The sequence below is a fragment of the Kitasatospora sp. MBT66 genome (assembly GCF_000710405.2).
In the GTDB taxonomy this organism is placed as follows: domain Bacteria; phylum Actinomycetota; class Actinomycetes; order Streptomycetales; family Streptomycetaceae; genus Kitasatospora; species Kitasatospora purpeofusca.
The window spans coordinates 12,196-31,925 of record NZ_JAIY01000003.1 but is presented as its reverse complement, the minus strand read 5'-3'; the positions used below and the strand labels follow the sequence as shown (position 1 = coordinate 31,925).

The window sequence follows — 19,730 nt, the reverse complement described above, 5'->3', positions numbered from 1 at the left end:
GAGAGACGGGGGCGGCGGCGGGGGCGGGCAGTTCGATCCCGGACCGGGCGGCAGTCGGCAGGACGGCTCCCGGCCGGGCCGTGCCGGGCTGGACGGCCGTCCGGTCGTCGGCGGCGCCGCGCCGCAGCTCGAACTGCTCGATCCGGTGTGCCAGTCCCTCCGGCTCCCCGCCGTCGGACCAGCGCCAGGCCTCCGCCCACCACTGCGGACCGCGGACCAGCGGACGGCCGGCGAGCGCCAGGTGCAGCGCGAGCGTCGAGCGGGCGTAGTCGTGCACCCAGCCGTCCGCCTGCCGGTAGGCGGCGGTCTCGTCCAGGCGCAGCCAGCGGCCCTCGCGGCCGGCGGCTAGCAGCGGCGTCCAGATCTCCCCGGCGGGGGCGCCCGACGGCCGGTCGGCGACCAGCAGCACCAGGCGTTCCTGCTCCTCCCGGACCCGGTAGGGCGGGAGTTGGGGCATCCGGGTGAAACCGATGGCGTGCTTCCAGGACCGCACCCAGAGGCCCCGGCGCAAGTAGTAGCGGACGGCCCGGGGCCAGGCCCAGTCCGCCTCCAGCCGGTAGCCGGACAGGCCCTCGGCGGTGGCGGCGCGGTAGATCCGGTCGAGGGCCGCGGCGGCCAGGCCCCGGCCGCGCGCGTCGGGGCGCAGGTAGAGCGAGGAGACGGCCAACTGGCCCGCGCCCTTGGTCCAGTTGTCGACCGCGACGGTCCCGACCGGGACGACGGGACCGGTAGGACCGGAAGGACCGGAAGGAGCGGTGGGGGCGTCCGGGCCGCCGTCACCCAGCAGCCAGTAGCGGCGCCGGTAGAGCTCGCCGCCCGGCCATTCGCGGCCGGACTCGCCGAGCCGGGCACGCAGCCGGGCCTCCTCGGCCGGGCCGATCGCCGCCGGGTCGAACAGCTCGCCCAACTCGCCCTCGGCGCAGGCCGCGAGGTCCCAGAGCGCGAACTCGCGCGCCTCCTCGTCGGCCACCGCCCGCAGGGAGGGCGCCGCGGCCAATCGTTCCTGCGCCCGCCCGACCGCCATGTCCCAGGAGTTCACGACTCCCACGATAGCGAGCGATCGGCACCGTGTGTAATTCGGTGGACACCGAACGTCAGGTCGGATACGAATTCACTTGTTCGGAGAGTCCGCTGCCGAGGAGGAGCCCAGCGCCATGCCCGTTGTCCGCACCGTCCGCACCCACCCCGGAGTCCGCGGGCCGCCCGGCACACCCGCCCGGTGGTAGGGGAAACCCGACCGAAGGACTCGACCTGACCGCCATGACCTCGCTGACCTGCGCCGCTGCAATGAAGTGGTGCTGATTCACCGCCTCCGTACCCCGCGTCCACCCGTTCCCGGCCCCGCCGTTCGCCCCGCAGTTCACCCTGCTGTTCGCCCTGCACCGCGCTCCACCCGTCACCCCGACACCGGCGCCGCTGCACGCACGGACGCACGCACGGGCCCTCGCCCCGGGCCCCGCCCCGGCCCTCGCGCCGTCGCCGGCTCCCGTCGGGTCCACCGCGTCCCCCGTCCTCCCGGCGGGCGGCGGGCTCTGTGGTGCGGCGGGTGGGTGCTCGCCGCCGGGTGGGCGGGGGCGTTCCCGCTGGTCTCCGGGCTGGGTCCGCACCGGAGTTGGGGGCTGTGCGCGGCGGCGGGATACCTGGCGGCGGCGGTCGCCGTGCTCGTACTGCCCCGACGGTGGGCGCGTGGGGGCTCGGTGGCGGTCGCGCTCCTCGGCGCGGTCCTGGTGCCGCTGTTCGTCCTGGTGGTGGGCGGGCAGGGGCAGAGTGAGGTCGCCGTCATCGAGCGCTCGGGCGAGCTGCTGCTCCGGCACGGGACGCCGTACCTGGCCGAGCCGCGCACGGTCGCGGAGTACACGCCCTACCTCCCCGGGATGGCACTGTTCGGGCTGCCCCGCGCCCTGTTCGGTACGGACGGCTGGCCGGCCAGGGTGGCCGGGGACGCCCGGCTCTGGTGCGCCGCCGCGTTCCTCGGCTGCCTGGCCGCCGCCGTCCTGCCGACCCGGCTCCGGCGCGGACGGCCCGGGCAGCTCGGGCGGCCCGGACGCCCCGGTCGCGCGGCAACGGTCACGGCGGCGCTCCCGGGCGTGCTCCCGGTGGCGGCGCTCGTCGCCTCGCCGGTGGTCGCGCTGCCGCTCTGCGTCAGCGGGGTCGACCTGCCGCTGGCCGGCCTCTGCGTCCTCGCCCTGGCCCTGGCCGGGCGGGCCCGGCCGACTGCGGCCGGGTGGGCGCTCGCCCTGGCCTGCGCGCTCAAGTGGACGGCCTGGCCTGCGGTCGCGGTGGCCGTCGCCCTGCTCGCGGCCACCAGCGGACGGCGCGCCGCGCTGCGGGCCGCCGTCACCGCCGCCGCCGGCACGGCCGCCCTGGTGCTGCCCTCCGCGCTGCGCTCCCCGGGGCCGCTGCTGCAGCAGGTGTTCGCCTTCCCCACCGGGCGCGGCGACCTGCCCACCCCGGCGAGCAGCCCACTGCCCGGACGGCTGCTCGCCGACCTCGGCCCGGCCGGCTGGTACGCCGCCCTCGCGCTACTGCTCCTCGCCGGGGCCGCCGTCGCCCGCTCCCTGGTGCGCCGCCCGCCGCAGGACACCCGCGCCGCCGCCGACCGGCTCGCCCTCGGTCTCGCCCTGGCGTTCCTGCTCGCCCCCGCGGGCCGGTTCGGCTACCTCGCGCTGCCCGCCCTCCTGCTGCTCCTCCCCCGGCTCGCCCACCTCCCCCGCGCACCTCGCCCTCCCCTCCTCGCGCGGTTCCCCCGACTCCCGCTCCTCCGCCGCCCGCAAGCACCCCGCCCGCAAGCACCTCGTCCGCACGCACCCCGCCCGCACGCACCCCAGGTGGTTCCCGCGCCATGACCGGCACCCTCATCGTCACCAATGACTTCCCGCCCCGTCAGGGCGGCATCGAGACCTTCGTCCACGCCATGGCCACCCGGCTGCCCGCCGGGGAGGTCGTCGTCTACACCTCGGCCGAACCGGGCTCCGAGCGGCACGACGCCGCGCTGCCCTTCCCGGTGGTCCGCGACCGGTCACGGATGCTGCTGCCCACTCCCCGGGTGACCCGGCGGGCCGCCGAACTCGCCCGGGCGTACGGGTGCGACCGGGTCTGGTTCGGCGCCGCCGCCCCGCTCGCCGCGATGACCCCGGAGCTGCGGCGGCAGGCGCCCGGCATACGGCGGACCGTCGCCACCACCCACGGCCACGAGATCTGGTGGGCCCGCACCCCGGTCGCCCGGCGCCTGCTGCGGCGGATCGGCGACAGCGTCGACGTCGTCACCTACCTCGGCGCCCACACCCGCGAGCGGATCGCCCCCGCGCTCGGCCCGGCGCCCCGGCTGGAGCGGCTGGTCCCGGGCGTCGACACCGAACTGTTCCGCCCGGGGCCGCGCGAGGAGGCCGCCGACCCGCGCGCACCCGTGATCCTCTGCGTGGCGCGGCTCGTCCCGCGCAAGGGGCAGGACACCCTGGTCCGGGCGCTCCCGCTGATCCGGCGCAGCGTGCCGGGGGCGGTCCTGGTCCTGGTCGGCCGGGGCCCGGCCGAACGCCGGCTGCGCGAACTCGCCCGGCGGCACACCGAGCCCGGTTCGGTCGTCTTCGCCGGCGGCCACGAGCACGCGCAGACACCCGCCGACTACGCCTCGGCCGATGTGTTCGCGATGCCGTGCCGCACCCGCCGGGGCGGACTGGAGGCCGAGGGCCTGGGCATCGTCTTCCTGGAGGCGGCCGCCGCCGGACTGCCGGTGGTCGTGGGCCGCTCGGGCGGCGCGCCGGACGCCGTCCTCGACGGGGTCAACGGCACGGTGGTGGACGGCCGCGACCCGGCCGCCGTCGCGGCGGCGATCACCGGCATCCTCCGCGCCCCCGCCGCCGAACGCGACCGGATGGGCGCCGCCGGCCGCAGTTGGGTCCGCAGCCACTGGTCCTGGGACACCACCGCCGACCGCCTGGCCACCCTCCTCGCCCCACCGCAGAACCGCCCCGACGCGCACGACCCCCACGACGTGCCGGACCCCCTCGACCCCCGCCGTCCGCGCGCGGCCGACGCCCGGTAGCGCCCGGCAGCGCCCGGTCACGACCTGTCAGCTCCGGGACGATTCGCCGGGCGGCACCGGGCGTTCGGATCCACGAACGCCCGGTCGAGGTTCGTGCGCGGGCCCCCACTCCCCTCGTGGTGGGGGCCCGAGCGGGCCTCCGCCGCGCCGACGAGAGAGAGCATGCCAACCGGAGCCGCCGGAGGGCCATGCATTAGCCTCTGGGCCTAATAGTCAGCAACGTGGCAGGTCAGGACTGCCGCAGGGGGCGGAGGAAGGTTCGTGATCGCACTGAAATTCGGGGTTGCGGACCTCGCGAGGACCCGGTTCGTCATATCCCCGTTCGACCATCTGATGGCCGGCTCGGCCCGGTTGGGCGTGCACCAGGGCAGCGGGTCGCGCAGCGAGCGCTGGTGGCGGGACGTCCGCCGCCATGTGCCGCACCGGGCCGTGCGTTTCCTCGAGGTGGTCAACGCGAGCCCGATCGGCGTCCCCGACTTCATGGTGGCGGACCTCGACGCCGTCCGTCGGCAGCTGACCGACGAACTCGACGCGCTCCTCTCCGTCCCGCAGCAGGCCGTGGAGGAGGGTGTCGCGGGGTTCGGCAGCGGCCCGGACGTCCCGACCGCCCTGGCCCGGTTGCGCGAGGACGGCAGCCGGGGCCTGCGCGAGGTCAGCGACGGTGCCTGGGCACTGTTCCGGGCCTGCCTCGCCCCGGACTGGCCGGACATCCGCCGCGCCCTGGAGGCCGACATCGCCGCCCGGGCCCGCACCGCCGCCCGCTCCGGGATCGGCGAGATGCTCGACTCGCTCCACCCGAACGCGGTCTGGCGGGACGAAGGGGTGCTGGAGTGCACCCTCGGCGACCTGGAGGGCTCCTTCGACCTCGGCGGCCGGGGCCTGGAACTGCGGCCCAACTACTTCGTCCAACGGAGCATCGGCCTGCTGGCCGGACCGGACCGCCAGAGCCTGCTGCTGCACCCGATCGCCACCTCGATCACCGCCCCTGCCGCCGCCCCGACCACCGGGCCCGCGGCCCGGACCCCGGCCGCCGACGGCCTCGCCGCCGTGCTCGGCCCCGCCCGGGCCCGTGTCCTGCGCGCCGTCGCCGGCAGCGACTGTTCCACCACCGAGCTCGCCCGGCGGCTCGGCGTCACCCCGCCCTCCGCCTCCGCCCACGCCGCCGCCCTGCGCACGGCCGGCCTGATCGCCACCCGCCGCGAGGGCAGGCAGGTCCGCCACACCCTCACCGAGGTCGGCCACGACCTCCTCCTCGACAACCCGCAACCCCTGCCCCCGGCCTGAGCGTCGGTCGTCGACGTCGGTCGTCGACGTCGGTCGTCGACGGCGGTCGTCGACGGCGCTACTCGCCCTGGAGGTCGGCGAGGTGGGCCAGGACGGCGAGCACCCGACGGTTGCCCTCGACCGGGTCGAGGTCGAGCTTCATGAAGATGTTGCCGCAGTGCTTGACCACCGAGGCCTCGGTGATGTTCAGCCGGGCGCCGACGGTCTGGTTGTTGAGGCCCTCCGCCATCAGCCCCAGCACCTCGCGCTCGCGCGGGGTCAGCCGGGCGATCGGGCGGTCCGCGGACTGCTGGCGGAGCAGCACCCGCACCACGTCCGCGTCGATCACGGTCTCGCCCGCCGCCACCCGGCGCAGCGCGTCCAGGAACTCCGACACCTCGCCGACCCGGTCCTTGAGCAGGTAGCCGAGTCCGGCCCGCTGCGCGCCCGCCGCCCCGAGCAGCCGGGTCGCGTAGGGGGTGGCCACGTACTGGGAGAGCACCAGGACGGGCAGGTCGGCATGGCGGGAGCGGAGGTCGAGCGCGGCGCGCAGCCCCTCGTCCCGGAAGCCGGGCGGCATCCGGACGTCGGTGACGACGATGTCCGGCCGGTCGGCGTCCACGGCGGCGGCGAGGGCGTCCGCGTCGCCGACGGCGGCGGTCACCAGGTGGCCGCCCCGGGTGAGCAGTTCGACCAGCCCGGCCCGGAGCAGCACGGCGTCCTCGGCGATGACTATCCGGAGCACGGCACCTCCAGCCGGAGCCTGGTCGGCCCGCCGGTCGGACTCGTCACCATCAGTCGTCCTCTCAGGATCGCCACCCGGTCGGCCAGTCCCTGCAGCCCGGCCCCGGCGGCCGGGTCGGCCCCGCCGCGCCCGTCGTCGGTCACCTGGAGCACCAGTCGGCCGTCCGCGACCCGTCCGTGGACGGTGACGGCGGTGGCGCCGCTGTGTTTGGCGGCGTTGGTGAGGGCCTCGGTGACGGTGAAGTAGGCGGTGGTCTCGACGGGTCCCGGCAGCCGGCCCGGCAGGTCGAGGTCGACCTCGACGGGGACGGGGTGGCGCAGCGCCACCTCGGCGACGGCGGCGGCCAGGCCGTGGTCGGTGAGCACCTGCGGGTGGATCCCCCGGACCAGGGCGCGCAGTTGCTCCAGCGCCTGCCGGGCCTCGCCCCGGGCCCGGTCGACCAGCACGAGCGCCCCGGCCGGGCCGTCCACACCATCAGCGTCCGCACCGTCGGCGTCCCCACCACCGCTGTCCACGTGCCCGCGCAGCTCGTGCGCGGCCAGGCCGAGCGTCATGCTGAGGGCGACCAGCTGCTGCTGGGCGCCGTCGTGCAGATCGCGTTCGATGCGTCGGCGCTCGGCCTCGAAGGCGTCGGCCAACCGGGCCCGGGACCGGGTCAGTTCGAGGACCGTGCCGCCGGAGTCCTCCTCCCGGGGCCCGAGCAGCAGCCGGGCCAGCCGGACGTGGGCGGTGGTGAGCAGCGCCCCGGCGTGGCCGCCGAGGTAGAGCCCGGCCAGGCCGGCGGCGGTGAACGGGAGCGCGTGCAGCGGTCCGGGCACGGCGTGGCCGGGGATCAGCATCACGGTCTCGGGGGCGAGCGCCTGGACCACCACCGGGCTGACGACCAGCGTCGCCGAGAACAGCAGCAGGGCGGTCAGGCCGAGGCCGGCGGCGGCGAGCGGCGGGGCGACGAGCAGGGTGTGGGCGAGTTCGCGCCAGGTCGCGCGCTCGCGCAGCCGGGTGCGCAGCCGGGCGGGGCGCCCGGCTCCGGGGAGTGCCCGGTGCGGGTCGGGCACCTGCTCCGGTTCGACGAGCCGGAGCAGGCGGCGTTCCAGGGCTCCGGCCGGCAGGCCGGAGAGGGCGACGGCGAGGAGCAGCGGCAGGCCGACGCCGACCACCGAGAGCCCGAGGCCGAGCGCGGTCAGGGCGAGCAGCAGGACCGTCGTCGCCAGCCCCAGGACGGCGCCGCCGGACAGGTAGGCCCAGCAGCGCAGGGAGTCGCGGGTGAACGGGAAGCGCAGCGGGCGGGCGCGCAGGGCCGCCAGGACGGCCACCTCGGACGACCGGTCGCCGGCCCCGACAGCCCCAGCAGCCCGGACGGCCTCGGAATCCCCGACAGCGGCCCCGACGACGACGGCGGTGGTGGCGGAGAGGAACGAGGAAGGGGCGCCGACCGCCCCGGTCGCGCCCGCCCCGGTGTTCTCGGCCGTCGCCCGCCCCGTGCCCATCGCCCCACCCTAACCGACCGGCTGACGTGCCCTTCGGCCCCACCGGACGGCCGGTCCTCCCCCGCCCCCGGCGGTCGGCGGCCGGGTGAGCGCGACCGCGGCGATCACCGCGAGGCCGCCGGCCAGGGTGTTCCAGCCGACCGGTTCGGCGAGCAGCAGCGCACCGATCGCGGTTGCCCAGAGCGGCGTCGCGTAGGTGACGGCGGCGGCCACGGCCGTCCCGGCGGTGCGGACCAGGTCGAGGTTGAGGATGTAGCCGACGCCGGTGCCGAGCGCGCCGAGCACCAGCAGGGCGGCGGCGGCGCCGAGCCCGGGCCAGTGCGGGGCGCCCGCCGCCAGCGGGGCGGCCACGGCGAGCTGGGCGCCGCCGCAGGTGATCTGGACGGCGGACAGGGCGGTCGCCGACTGCGGACGGGTCGCGAGGTGGCGGCGCAGGTAGGCGAACCCGGCGCCGTAGCAGCAGGTCGCGGCCAGGCAGGCCAGCCCGCCGGCCACCGCGCCCGCCCCGCCGCCGGGCGGTCCCGCCGCCCCGGCCGCTCCCCCGGCGGTGGCGCCACCGAAGCCGTGCCACACGCCCAGCACGGTGAGCACCCCGGCGAAGCCGAGGGCGAGCCCGGCGAGCCGGCGCGGGCCGGGCCGGGGCTCCCCGGGCACCACGGCGAGCGCGAAGATCATGGTGAACAGCGGGGTGGCCGCGTTCAGCACTCCGGCCAGCACCGAGCTGACCCGGGTCTCCCCGTAGGAGAAGAGGACGAACGGCACCGCGTTCAACAGGACCGCGGCGACGGCGCTGTGGCCCCAGACGGCGGGGTCGCGCGGGACGGCCTCGCGGCGGACGGCGAGGATCGCCCACAGCGCGGCCGCGCCGAGCAGGCAGCGCCAGGCCGCCACCCAGACCGGGGGCACCCCCGCCTCCACCGCCACCTTGATCAGGGCGAAGCTCGCGCCCCAGATCGCCGACAGTGCCACGAACCCCGGCCACCAGCGCCCTCGCACTCCGACCACCCGCCTTTCCCCGGCGGCGGTCCGACCCGGCCCGCCCGCTCGTACTCGATGGACAGAGGGTCGCGGGTCGGCCGATCATGAGTCCAACAAGTGGCGGTGCGGCAGGAATGAGGAAGTCTCATGACCCAGGAGGTGAACTTCGCCCAGCTCAGGGCGCTGGTCGCGGTGACGGACGCGGGCGGCTTCGGGTCGGCGGCGGCCGAGCTGGGCGTGAGCCAGTCGGCGGTCTCGCACGCGGTGGCCGCGCTGGAACGGGTGCTGGGCGCGCCCGTGCTGCACCGGGGCGCACCCGCCCGGCCGACCCCGTTGGGCGAGCGGATCCTGCCGCACGCCCGGACGGCGGTCGCCTCCGCCGCGGCGGTCCGGTCGATCGCCGAGCAGCACAGCGGCGGGCTGACCGGCACCGTGCGGCTGGCCGCGCCGACCACCGTCTGCCAGGGGCTGCTGCCGGCCCTGCTGCGGGACTGGCGGGCCGAGCACCCCCGGCTGACGGTGCGGGTCTTCGAGGGCGAGGACCACGAGCTGGCGGTCTGGCTGGAGACCGGCACGGTGGACGCGGCGGTCCTGGTGGACGTCGACCGGCTGCTGCCGGGGGCGGTGCCGCTCGGCGCCGACTCGATGCACGCGCTGCTGCGCCGCGACCACCCGCTCGCGGGCGAGGCGGGCATCGACGTGGCGGACCTGGAGGACGACGACTTCCTGCTGTCGGAGGGCGGCTGCGAACGGCACATCCGGGACGCCTACCGCCGGGCCGGCGTCCGCTTCGCGCCCCGGCACCGGATCCGCGACCTCAACACGCTGATCGGCATGGTGCACGCGGGGGTGGGTGTCTCGGTGATGCCGGCGCTGGCGCAGCCGATGCTGCCGCCGGACTGCGTCCTGGTGCCGATCCGGCCGGCCGCGTACCGCACCCTGACCCTCACCGGCCCGGCCGGGCGGCCCTGGTCCCCGGCGGTGACGGGCCTGCTGGCGGCGCTGCACCCCGGTCCCGGGAAGCCCGCCGCGCGGCGCTGAGCGACGGGCCGGAGCTCCGGACAGGCAGCCCGGTCGCACGCGGAGCAGCGGCCGGGGCGGTTGACGGCTCCTCAGGACAGGTCTATACCAGTGAGGGCCTCGCGGCGGCCCGGCCCCGGCGCGGGGCGCCGTCGGCCCGGCGCGCCGCCCCCACAGTCGGCGCGGGTGGGCCGCAGTCCGCCGTTTCCTGGAGAGGCAGATCCCGATGGAACGTGCACTTCCCCCACACCCGGACCGAAAGCTGAACCCGCCCCAGCTCCCGCACCCCTCCGACCGGAGGCCCCACCTGCGCTCCCCCCGCAGCGTCCTCGCCGCCGCCGGGGTGCTCGGCCTGGTGGCCGGCGCGCTGGTCGGCGGCGGCCTGGTCGCCACCGCCGGCACCGGGACCGCGGCTGCGGCCGCCGCGGGCGGCATCGGCAGCAACTGGTACGCCTCCGCGCCCTACCTGATGCCCGAGGACAACAGCCCGCCGGACGTCTCGACGGTGATGGACGCCACCGGCCAGAAGGCCTTCCAGCTGGCGTTCATCCTGGACAAGGGCGGCTGCGTCCCGTCCTGGGGCGGGACGTCCCCGATCGACACCGACACCACCATGCCCGCCGTGATCCGGACCGTGCGGGCCAAGGGCGGCGACGTCTCCGTCTCGATCGGCGGCTACGGCGGCACCAAGCTCGGCCAGACCTGCGGGACGCCGGAGGCGACCGCCGCCGGGTACCAGAAGGTCGTCGACAAGTACCAGTTGAAGGCGATCGACTTCGACCTGGAGGAGCCGGAGTACGAGAACACGGCCGCGATCCACAACGAGATCGGCGCGGCCCGCATCCTGCAGCGCAACAACCCGGGGCTGTACATCTCGATCACCACGGCCGGTACCACGGCCGCGGGCACCGGCTGGTTCGGCCAGCAGATGCTGAACGAGGCCAAGGCGCAGGGCTTCACCCCGGACAACTACTCGATCATGCCGTTCGACGGCGGCTTCAGCGGCGCGGCCGCGCAGACCGACGCGCTGGTGAAGTTCAACCAGCTGCTGCGCACCACCTTCGGCTGGTCGGAGGCGGACGCCTACGCGCACGAGGGCGTCTCGCTGATGAACGGACGCACCGACGCCGCCGAGTACTTCCGGCAGGCGGACTTCCAGGCGGTGCTGGACTTCGCACTCGCGCACAAGCTGGCCCGCTACACCTACTGGTCGGTCAACCGGGACCGGCAGTGCCCGGGTCCGGTCGACCCGGGGCTCTCCGGTTCCTGCTCCAGCGTGGCGCAGAACGACTGGGACTTCACCAAGTTCACGGTCCGCTTCGCCGGGGCGACCCCGCCCACCAACCCGCCGACCACACCTCCCACGACGCCGCCGACGACCCCGCCCACCACGCCGCCGACCAGCCCGGGAAGCTGCCTCGACCAGCCCTGGGACAGCGCCACCGTCTACACCGGCGGCGCCAAGGTCTCCTACCAGGGCCACAAGTACCACGCCAAGTGGTGGACGCTGAACGAAGTACCGACCGCGAGCGGCCAGTGGGGCGTCTGGGGGGACGACGGCCCCTGCTGAGCCCGTGACGGTGGGGCGGGCCGCGACGGCCCGCCCCACCCGCCCGCCGGCACGTCAGTCCGCGAGCCGCTCGCGCAGGTCCGCCAGGATCTCCGCGGCCTCCTCCAGCCCGTACTTGCGGCAGCGCTCCACCGCGGCGGCGAGCCGCGCCCGGGCCGCCGACGTCCGGCCGAGGTCGGTGCCCTCGATCAGCGCGGCCAGCCGGACGGCCTCGGCCCGCGGGGTCTCGGCCCGCTCGCCGCCCGCCTCGTAGGCGGTGATCGCGAGGTCCGCCTCGGTCAGCGCCTCCTCGTAGCGGTCCGCCACCGCGTAGGCGCGGGCCCGCTCGTAGTGGACGGAGGCCCGCAGGTACCAGGCGTCGGCCTCGGGCTCGGCCAGCTCGGCCCGCTCGCGCACGGCGTCCGCCTCGGCCAGCCGGGCCAGGGCCTGCTCCAGCCCGTCCGCCCCCTCCCGCTGCACGACGAGCCGGGCGAACTGCCGCAGCATCGCGGAGACCGGACCGGTCTGCGGCCACTGCTCCTGCGCGGCGAGCGCCCGGGACCGCGCGGCGTGCGCGGCCTCCCAGCGGTCCGCGAGGGCGAGCGCGACGGCCGCCTCCGCGGCGACCATGGTGCGCAGGTGCAGGTCCTCGGTCCAGCCCTCCAGCAGGGTGGCCAGCCGCAGGTACTCCTCGGCCGCGTCCCGGTACTCGTCCAGCGTGTACAGGCCGCGCGCGAGGTCCAGCCTGGCCTGGGCGAACAGCCGGTCCTCCGGTCCGGCGGCGGCCGCGTCGGCCAGCACCGACTCCAGGACGGCCACCGCGTCGGCGGTGCGGTCGGCGCCGCTCAGCAGGTCGGCGAGCTGCAGCCTGGTCCTGGCCGCGTCCCCGGCGGCGGGCGGGCCCTTGCGGTCGAAGCGCCCGGCGGCCTCGGAGAGCGCCCGGATCGCGGCACCGGTGTCCCCGAGGTGGGCGCTGGCGTGCCCGGCCATCAGATAGGTGGCGGCGAACGGGTAGGACTCGTCGGCCCAGCGGGCAGCCGCGGCCAGGGCCCGGTGCAGCACCTCCACGGCCTCGGCCTGCTCGCCGTTCTGCAGCAGCGCCTGCCCCAGCAGCCCGTACGCGCGCGGCGTGTGCCAGGGCTGCCCGGCCTCCTCCAACTCGGCTATGACGGTGCGCAGTTCCTCGGCGGCCTCGGCGATCCGGCCCTGCCGGGCGGCGACGTCGGCGGCGTACTGGCGGGCCACCGTCAGCCGGCGCACGGAGCCCCGGGCGGCGGCCGCCTCGCGGTAGGCGGCGACGGCGAGCGCGAAGCGCCCGGCCTGCTCGGCGGGCGGCTCCTCGGGCGGTTCGGGCAGCGCCAGGACGAGTTCGTGGTGCGCGGCGTAGGCGCGGCACTGGAGCACGACCAGGTAGTCGTCGTCGGCGAGGGCGGGACCGCCGGGCGCGGCGGCCAGCTCCTCGGCCCGGGCCAGGGCAGCGTCCAGAGCCGCCCAGTCGACGGCCCGCGCGGTCCCGGCCGCGTCGCCGTCCCCGGAGCCGTCCCCGGAATCGTCCGCCGAGTCGTTCCCCGAGCCGTCCCCCGAGTCGTCCCCGACCAGGACGGCGACCAGGGCCCGGGTCCGGGCCGCCAGGGCCCGCCCGGCCAGCCCCTCCCGCTCGAAGAGGTCACCGGCGCCCCGCAGTTCGGCGGCGCCCTCCTCCCAGTCCTCCCGGTCGAGCGCCGCGTGCGCCCGCCGCTCGGCGAGTTCGGCGCGCAACTGCCCGACCGTACCCAGCCGGTCCGCGTCGGCCGCACCCGTGACCGCGGCCTCGCCCTCGGCGGTGAGCCGCTCGCCGATCCGCCGCCAGAGCCGGTCCGCGTCGGGGTGCCCGAGCAGTTGCAGCTCGCGGGCGCGGAGCACCAGCGCGGCGAAGTCCTCCGGCTCCGGCTCGGCCTCCCGGACCGGCACCGCCGGCACGACCGGGACGGCGGCCAGTTCCGGCGCGGCCGCGGCCCGCACGCCCAGCGCCAGCGGCTCGGCGAGCAGCGGCCGTCGGGCCAGCCGGTCGCGGCGGCGGGAGCCCACCGCCGCGGTGCCGTTGCGGGCGTCGAAGCGGGCGGCCAGGGCGTCGGCCTCGGTCCGCAGATGGGCGAGCAGGGTGTCGACGGTCCAGCTCGTACCGGGCGGGCCGCTGACGGTGAGCGCGCCGTGGCCGGCCCGCTCCAGGCCCGCGATCAGCACCTCGACGCCGGTGAGGAAGTCCAGCCGGCCGCTGGGGTCGCCGGTGACGCCGAACAGGTCGCGGTTCTCGGCGAGGATCTCCAGCCCGCGCGGCTCGTTGCCGGACAGCGCGCAGAACTCGATGTGCTGGCCGACCGAGCGGGCCAGCCCGCTCTTGCCGCGCGCGAAGCGGTAGCCGACCAGGTGGCTGGAGCGGGCCTCGTCCAGCCGGCCCTGGCGCAGCAGCGGAAGCAGCGCCTGGGCGTGGCTGACATGGGGCTCCTCGGCGCAGGTGCTCTCACCGCTGAGCACCGGCCGCCAGGCCTCCAGAGCGGCCGCGTCGTCGCCCTGGCGCACCAGGTGGGAGGCCGCGGCGCGGACCTCGCAGGCGTGGCAGTCGCTCAGCTCGGTGCGCGGCCGGGCGGCCCACAGCTCGTAGGCGTCCTGGACGTCCTCGCCGATGTGGGCGGCGAGGTGGAAGCGCTGGGCGTAGTACGGCTGGAGGCCGTGCCCGGCGGCGCGGTAGCGGTCGCGCATCTCCCCGTGCCAGCGGCGGACCGAGGCGAGCGGCACGTCCGGGGTACCGAGCAGCGAGGTGGCGACCCACTTGAAGCGCCAGAACACCTGCTGCGTCGCCCACTCGCCGAAGCTGCCCGGGTCGGTGTCCCAGAGCCTGAGCACGCGGGCGAAGACCACCGGGGCCTTGCTCCGCTCGCCGTCGTACTCGTAGGCCTCCATGAGTTCCAGGAGGGCCATGGCGCGCAGCCCGGTGTCGTCGAACTGGTCGGCGGCGTCGACGAGTTCCTCGGCGGTGACGGTCCGCTGCCGGCCGTAGGGGCGGGCGTCGTTGTCGCGCAGCGCGGCCATCACCGCGTCGATGGTGTCCAGCATCACGCCTCCTTCTGCGGGCCCAGCGGGTCCTGCGGACCGCGCGTGCCCCGGCCGGCGGCCTCGTGGCCGAGCATCGCGTGGTCCAGCAGGCTGATGAACGAGCGGTTGAGCAGGGCGCTCTCGCTGGAGGTGAGCGGCCGGCGGGTGAGCAGCACGGCCTGCCCGTAGAGCGTCTCGACGGCGGTGACGGCGAGTTCGCGGTCCACGATCGAGGCGGCCCGGCGCACCAGCGGGTTGAGGTGGTTCAGGACCAGCTGCGCCCGGGGCACCTCGGCCCGCAGCGAGCCGAGGATGTCGGCCCACAACCCGTCCGCCTCCTCGGCCAGTTGGGCGCGGCCGCGCTCGTGCCTGGCCTCCCGGTTGTCGAGCAGCAGGGCGGGCGCGCTGGTCGGGTGGAAGCTGCGCAGGGCGACGTCGCAGTCGAACCGGCCGACCACCTCGCGGGCCACCGCGAGGAAGGCCGAGGCGGCGAGTTCGGCGGCCGGGTCGACGGCGTCCAGGTGCGCGGTGACGGTGCTGGGGTCGAGGTCGGCGACGGAGGTGCCGGGCCGGATCTCGGGCAGCCGGTGCACCAGGTCGCGGTCGTAGGTGTAGCCGCCGTTGACGACGCCGAGCCCGGCGGCGCCGGCGATCGGGGCGACCTGGCGGAACTCCTCGACGGTGCGGGTGACCAGGACGACCGGGTGGGTGCGGGCGAACTCGTCCAGGGTGACGTTGCCGTCGGTGGTCTCGAACGGCAGCCAGGGCAGCAGCATCCGCAGCAACTCGTCGTCGTAGCGCGCGAGTTCCTTGACGGCCAGGTGGTGCACCGAGATGAACCGGTGCAGCAGCGCCGGGTCGCTGGCGGACAGGCCGGTGAGCCAGTCGCGGATCCGGGCCCCGAGCGCGTCGCGGACGGCGGCGAGCATCTCGTCGGCGTACAGGCCCTCGCGGGAGGCGGTGGGCCGCAGGCCGTCGGTGTCGACCACGCAGCGGACGAAGAACGCCCAGTCGGGCAGGAGTTCGTCGGCGTGGTCGGAGAGCAGCATGCCCTTGAGGTGCACCCGGTGCCCGGCCCGGCGGGACGGCGGGACGGCGTCGGGCAGGACGTAGGCGACACCGCGCAGACCGACCAGCGGCAGGTCCAGCTCGATGGTGTCGAGCGGGGTGAAGTCGAAGGTCGAGCGGCAGTACGCGGCCAGCGCCTCGCGGCGGGCCAGCGGGGAGCCGTGCCGGTCGGCCCACGGCGGGGTGTGGTTGACCCGGGTGGTCTCGCCCCGGCCGTCGACCACGGTGACCTCGTGGCGCAGCAGGCTGCCGAAGTCGCGGGCCAGCGAGATCACCCGGTCGGTGCGGGTCCACTCGGCGGCGTCGGCGCGCGGGGCGAGCCGGACGGTGGTGCCCGGCTCGGGCTTGGCCTCGGACGGCAGGGTGCGGATGGTGTAGCGGCCGTCCGAGCCGCCGCGCCACTCGATGACGGGGGCGTCGGGGGTGGCGGCGGAGCGGGTGACGACGGTGATCTCGTCGGCGACGACGAAGCAGGCCAGCAGGCCGATGCCGAACTGGCCGATGAAGTCGCCCCGGGCGCGGGCGAGTCCGTCACCGTCGAGGCGGCCGTCGGCGTCGCGCTTGGAGCTGCGGCCGATGGTGGCGAGGAAGGTGTGGACGTCCTGCTCGGTCAGGCCGATGCCGGTGTCCGTGACGGTCAGCCCCTGGTCGGTGCGGACGGTGATCGCGGCGGGCGCCGACGGGTCGAGGGCCTGCCGGGCGGAGATGGCGTCGACCGCGTTCTGCAGGAGTTCGCGCAGGTAGACGCGGGGGCTGGAGTAGAGGTGGTGGGAGAGCAGGTCGACCAGGCCGCGCAGGTCGACCTGGAAGGTGTGCGCGCTCGTCGGGTTCTCGGATGGGGACACCGGTGGCTCTTTCGATCGCAAGGGCGGTTCGGGCATGGGGAGGGGCGGCACGACGGCTCCCGGCGGCAGCCGCGGCCGGGGTCGCGGGACCGGGCGTCACGGGGCCGGGAGGCCGGGCCCCTAGGGTGCGCAGCGGTCGCGGTGGGTGCGGAAGTTCTCGGCCTCGTCGCCGCCCAGGTAGTACCAGGGCCAGTCGGTGACGACGTCGTCGAGGGTGGCGAACACCGCGTGGGCGAGCTCGCGCTCGTCGGCGAGCGAGAGGACCATCGCGAAGGCGTTGTGGGTGGCCCGCCAGTCGCGCCGGCGCCGGTAGGCGGGGTGCAGCACGGAGCGCAGCGCCGCCTCGCGCAGCGCGGCGCGGACGCTCGGGCCGGTCAGGTAGGCGTGGTCCTCGCCGCCGGGCAGGTCGAGCCAGTGCTCCAGGTGCGCGAGGGCGACGATCTCGCCGAGCGGGCTGCCCTCGGGGGCGTCGAGCATCGCCCGGCGGGCGAAGGCGTGCATCTCCTCGTGGGAGCCGCCCCACTTGGCGCACAGCTGCTGCAGCCGCTGCTGGTGGGAGGCGAGGTGCTCGGGGTCGCGGCGCAGCGCGGCGTCGAAGCGAGCGGTGGCGATGCCGCGGCCGAGCGAGGCGCCGCGGGCGCCGATCTGCAGGAAGAACCAGGGGGCGAGCCAGGACGGTTCGCGCTCGGCCACCTCCAGCAGCTGTTCCTCGGCGGTGCCGAGCCGCTCGCGGAAGAGCTCCCACTGCGCCTCGGTGACCTGCTGGGCGCGCTGTCCGGTGCGGGCCTCCCAGCCCCAGGCGATGTGCCGGGCGCCGGAGAACAGCAGCAGCAGGGTGTCCTCGGGGTGCTCGGCGACGGCGGCGGCCAGCCAGCGCTCGGTGCCCTCGACGGAGGAGAGCCGGTGGAGCAGCCAGGTCAGCTCGGCGGCGTCCTCGATCTCGGCGAGGACGGAGCCGACCGCGTTCCAGTCGCCGGCGTCGGCGAGGGCGCGCAGCCGGCGCAGTTCCTCGTCGCCGTGCGAGAGGTCGAGCACCGGGGTGAGGCCGCGCGGCGCCTTCCGCCCGAGGCCGCGGCTCCGACGGCCGGCCGGACCCGCCGGGGCGTCATCGGCTGATCGGCGTCGGAAAAAGGACATGGTGCGGCCCCCCTGAGACCTCGTCGACCGGGACGGTCAGCGGTTTCGTTCGTATGGCCTCGCAGTGGCCACTCGGATGCACTGCATATCACGCGCCTCCGACGTCCCGTCGACCAGCCCTGTTCCCGAACGCACCAGGACGTTCCCCGGACGCCCTCGGGGACTCCCCCGGACGCCCCCGGACGGCCCCGGACGCACGGGACCCGGCCCGCCGCCGTGCGGCCGGGCCGGGTCCTCGCCGTGCGGCGACGCGGGATCAGACCCGGTCGGCGGCGATCAGCAGGTACTGGAAGGAGCCGTCCTTGTAGGAGTTGATGAACGCCTCCTCGATGCCGGTCACCAGCGACGGCACGGTGGCACGCAGCTCCCAGTACGGGAGGGTGGCCGCGGTGAGGTCGATGACCGCGTTCGGCACCAGGCGGTTGTCGGCCATCGCCTTGAAGTACTCGCGGCGGGAGTGGATGTTGCACTCGAAGTGGGCGTTGATCTGGGAGACCCACTTCGAGGGCTGGCCGTAGGTCGGGTTCCAGCAGCCGGTGATGGTGACGTAGCGGCCGCCGACCGACAGGATCCGGGAGTGCTCGCCGAGCAGGTCCTCCAGGTCGACGTACATGCTGGACTCGTTGTTCCAGGACGCCCGGACGCTGCCGGTGTCGAACGGCATGTCCAGCATGTTGCGGACCTGGGCGCGCACCGGGCCGTCGATGCCGAGCTCCTTGGCCCGCCGGTTGCCGAACTCGGCCTGCTTGGCCGACAGGGTGACGCCCTCGACCTTGCAGCCGAAGCGCTGGTGGGCCATCACCATCGAGCCGCCGCGGCCGCAGCCCGCGTCGACCAGGGTGTGCTCGGGGCGGATGTCACCGAGGTTGTCCAGCAGCACGTCGGTCTGGGCGGACTCCAGCCGGTGCAGCTCGGCGACGAGCTTCTTCTCCCGCTCGCTGTCGTCCGGCGCACCCAGCGCGGTGTGGTCGACATCGCCGATGCCGTAGTGGTGGTGGTAGAGGCCGTCGACGTCGCCGAGGCGCAGGTTCACCGGCCGGGCCTCGTGGTCCCAGTAACGGGCGATGTCGCCCTGGTACGGGGTGGCCGGACCAGGGACGGTGGTGCGGTTCACGGGGGTGGTGTCGGTGACGGACACGGTTCAGCTCCTTGGTTACCAGAAGTCGGGCAGGCTGTAACGGAAAGTGTTGGTCTGATGCCAGTTGTGGTTGCCGTCGACCCACGCGGCGACGCCGCGCAGGAAGCGCACCACCACCGGGACGGGGCAGGTGGCGGCGAGTGCGGCCGCCTCCGCCTCGAAGGCGTGCATGAGTTCGTTGTGCACCTCGACGGCCTTGAGGTAGCCGTCGCGGTGACCGACCCCCTCGCGCTCGGAGATCACCACCGGCAGGTTCAGGTGGAGGCCCGGGCTGGACAGCTCCTTGGTGTACGAGTACAGGTCGTTCACGATGGTGGTGGCGTTCGAGGCGAGCGCGATGACCCGCTGCACGGCGGGGCGGGCGTGCAGGTCCGCGGGCAGCTCGTAGCCGCCGACGGTGTCCGTGATGGTCGGGCAGGGGCGGAAGTTGTTGAACTGACGCATCGCCAGGTACTCCCACACCTCCGGCACGTGCTCCTCCTGGGCCCAGGCGCCCTCGGCGAGGTAGCCCAGGTGCAGCCGCGCCATGTCGTGCCGGAACCGGTCCGACTGGGAGGCGGTGGCGGCCCGGTGGAAGTGCTCCATCGCCGAGCGGTAGGCGCGCCGGGGCGCGTCCGAGGCCAGCGACTCCTGCCAGGCCCCCTGGTACTCGGCGGTGGTGTGCACCGGGTCGAGCGCGGTGTGGGCGAGCAGCAGCCGACTGCCGAGGCCGATCGGCGAACCGCCGTGGTCCTCGCAGTAGTAGTCGTCGACGGCGTTCTCGGCGACCATCAGCCGGGCGGCGATCATGACGTGGTCGACGCTGGGCGCGTCGGGGTGGCAGCCGACCATGTAGCGGCTGACCGAGAAGCCGTCGAACTCCTCCTCGTAGTCCGGCGGGAAGAGCTCCACCTCCTCGGTCCACAGCTTGATCCGCCGGCTCACCTCGGCGACCCTTGCCGGGTCCGGCTCGGCGACCGGGTGGAAGTACAGCCCGGGGATCGGGTCGCCGACGCCCGGCTTCCCCGATGCCGCCGGTGTCGCCGACTCCGGTGCGGCGGCGAGCTCCTGACGTGGCGTCAGACTCAGTCCGGCCGTGCCCAGACCGCTCGGTCCGCGGAGGATCTGCTCCAGCGCCGTGCCGCTCATGACCGCACCGCCGGACGGCGACCGGGGTGCGGGTGCTGCGACGTCTGCGGGGTCTCGCCGCTCGTGGCCACGGGCATGGGAGAACCTTCCTCGTGTGTAAGGGGGACACGTCAGAACGGGTCGTCGGTCGTCGCCACGGCCCGGAGGAAGGGGGTCTCCGCGTGCGGCCGCCCCGTCCTCGCTTGCTGCCCAACCGTAGGCGGGGCGGAACGATCTGAGCCGCTTCGCATGATCCTGTGCACTCGAAAGGGTGAACGT

Annotated in this window: 14 protein-coding genes; 5 read left to right on the top strand and 9 right to left on the bottom strand. The window is 75.7% G+C overall.

Going from position 1 to position 19,730, the window contains the following annotated elements; all coding sequences use genetic code 11:
- On the bottom strand, positions 1–1,039 hold a 1,039-nt coding region (locus BI06_RS02140; protein WP_158516366.1), incomplete at its 3' end, for a GNAT family N-acetyltransferase.
- Positions 1,040–1,550: 511 nt separating this feature from the next.
- Between BI06_RS02140 and BI06_RS02135 the strand changes: the two genes are divergently transcribed.
- From BI06_RS02135 to BI06_RS02125, 3 genes are all read left to right on the top strand, one after another.
- Complete coding sequence (locus BI06_RS02135) at positions 1,551–2,846, top strand: glycosyltransferase 87 family protein (protein WP_051740127.1); 1,296 nt, start codon at positions 1,551–1,553, stop codon at positions 2,844–2,846.
- On the top strand, positions 2,843–4,042 hold the full coding sequence (locus BI06_RS02130) for a glycosyltransferase family 4 protein (protein ID WP_063794896.1): 1,200 nt from the start codon (positions 2,843–2,845) through the stop codon (positions 4,040–4,042). The genes BI06_RS02135 and BI06_RS02130 overlap by 4 nt, the downstream gene beginning before the upstream one ends.
- A 261-nt stretch (positions 4,043–4,303) precedes the next feature.
- Positions 4,304–5,326: a helix-turn-helix transcriptional regulator gene (locus tag BI06_RS02125; protein ID WP_043464580.1), complete on the top strand. Its 1,023-nt coding sequence runs from the start codon at positions 4,304–4,306 to the stop codon at positions 5,324–5,326.
- A gap of 58 nt (positions 5,327–5,384) precedes the next feature.
- Here the strand turns inward: BI06_RS02125 and BI06_RS02120 are convergent, their stop codons facing one another.
- The 3 genes from BI06_RS02120 to BI06_RS02110 are packed head-to-tail and all read right to left on the bottom strand — an operon-like array spanning position 5,385 to position 8,542.
- Positions 5,385–6,050: a response regulator transcription factor gene (locus BI06_RS02120; RefSeq protein WP_043464577.1), complete on the bottom strand. Its 666-nt coding sequence runs from the start codon at positions 6,048–6,050 to the stop codon at positions 5,385–5,387.
- Positions 6,038–7,537: a sensor histidine kinase gene (locus BI06_RS02115; RefSeq protein ID WP_107113258.1), complete on the bottom strand. Its 1,500-nt coding sequence runs from the start codon at positions 7,535–7,537 to the stop codon at positions 6,038–6,040. Before BI06_RS02115 ends, BI06_RS02120 begins: the two co-directional genes overlap by 13 nt.
- A gap of 9 nt (positions 7,538–7,546) precedes the next feature.
- Positions 7,547–8,542: a DMT family transporter gene (locus BI06_RS02110; protein WP_051740126.1), complete on the bottom strand. Its 996-nt coding sequence runs from the start codon at positions 8,540–8,542 to the stop codon at positions 7,547–7,549.
- A gap of 120 nt (positions 8,543–8,662) precedes the next feature.
- Between BI06_RS02110 and BI06_RS02105 the strand changes: the two genes are divergently transcribed.
- Both BI06_RS02105 and BI06_RS02100 read left to right on the top strand, forming a co-directional pair.
- Positions 8,663–9,556: a LysR family transcriptional regulator gene (locus BI06_RS02105; RefSeq protein ID WP_051740125.1), complete on the top strand. Its 894-nt coding sequence runs from the start codon at positions 8,663–8,665 to the stop codon at positions 9,554–9,556.
- Positions 9,557–9,887: 331 nt separating this feature from the next.
- Entirely contained in the window at positions 9,888–11,105 is a 1,218-nt protein-coding gene (locus tag BI06_RS02100) for a carbohydrate-binding protein (RefSeq protein WP_158516389.1), read from the top strand.
- 54 nt (positions 11,106–11,159) lie between these two features.
- Here the strand turns inward: BI06_RS02100 and BI06_RS02095 are convergent, their stop codons facing one another.
- The 5 genes from BI06_RS02095 to BI06_RS02075 all read right to left on the bottom strand — a co-directional run bounded on the left by BI06_RS02095 (position 11,160) and on the right by BI06_RS02075 (position 19,586).
- Positions 11,160–14,177: a hypothetical protein gene (locus BI06_RS02095; protein ID WP_043464573.1), complete on the bottom strand. Its 3,018-nt coding sequence runs from the start codon at positions 14,175–14,177 to the stop codon at positions 11,160–11,162.
- Positions 14,177–16,105, bottom strand: coding sequence for an HSP90 family protein (locus tag BI06_RS02090; RefSeq protein ID WP_051740124.1), 1,929 nt, complete (start codon positions 16,103–16,105; stop codon positions 14,177–14,179). Before BI06_RS02090 ends, BI06_RS02095 begins: the two co-directional genes overlap by 1 nt.
- 84 nt (positions 16,106–16,189) lie before the next feature.
- Entirely contained in the window at positions 16,190–17,206 is a 1,017-nt protein-coding gene (locus BI06_RS02085) for a hypothetical protein (RefSeq protein ID WP_206743627.1), read from the bottom strand.
- A gap of 256 nt (positions 17,207–17,462) precedes the next feature.
- Positions 17,463–18,344 (bottom strand): geranyl diphosphate 2-C-methyltransferase, encoded by an 882-nt coding sequence (locus BI06_RS02080; protein ID WP_043464569.1) that lies wholly within the window; start codon positions 18,342–18,344, stop codon positions 17,463–17,465.
- Between the two features lie 15 nt (positions 18,345–18,359).
- On the bottom strand, positions 18,360–19,586 hold the full coding sequence (locus BI06_RS02075; RefSeq protein ID WP_051740331.1) for a family 2 encapsulin nanocompartment cargo protein terpene cyclase: 1,227 nt from the start codon (positions 19,584–19,586) through the stop codon (positions 18,360–18,362).
- Positions 19,587–19,730: the final 144 nt, after the last annotated feature.

Excerpts from the sequence above, each read along its gene's own strand:
- BI06_RS02085 (WP_206743627.1), bottom strand. The coding sequence starts at position 17,206 with ATGTCCTTTTTCCGACGCCGATCAGCCGATGACGCCCCGGCGGGTCCG.
- BI06_RS02130 (WP_063794896.1), top strand. The coding sequence starts at position 2,843 with ATGACCGGCACCCTCATCGTCACCAATGACTTCCCGCCCCGTCAGGGC.
- BI06_RS02105 (WP_051740125.1), top strand. The coding sequence starts at position 8,663 with ATGACCCAGGAGGTGAACTTCGCCCAGCTCAGGGCGCTGGTCGCGGTG.
- BI06_RS02090 (WP_051740124.1), bottom strand. The coding sequence starts at position 16,105 with ATGCCCGAACCGCCCTTGCGATCGAAAGAGCCACCGGTGTCCCCATCC.
- BI06_RS02095 (WP_043464573.1), bottom strand. The coding sequence starts at position 14,177 with ATGCTGGACACCATCGACGCGGTGATGGCCGCGCTGCGCGACAACGAC.
- BI06_RS02115 (WP_107113258.1), bottom strand. The coding sequence starts at position 7,537 with ATGGGCACGGGGCGGGCGACGGCCGAGAACACCGGGGCGGGCGCGACC.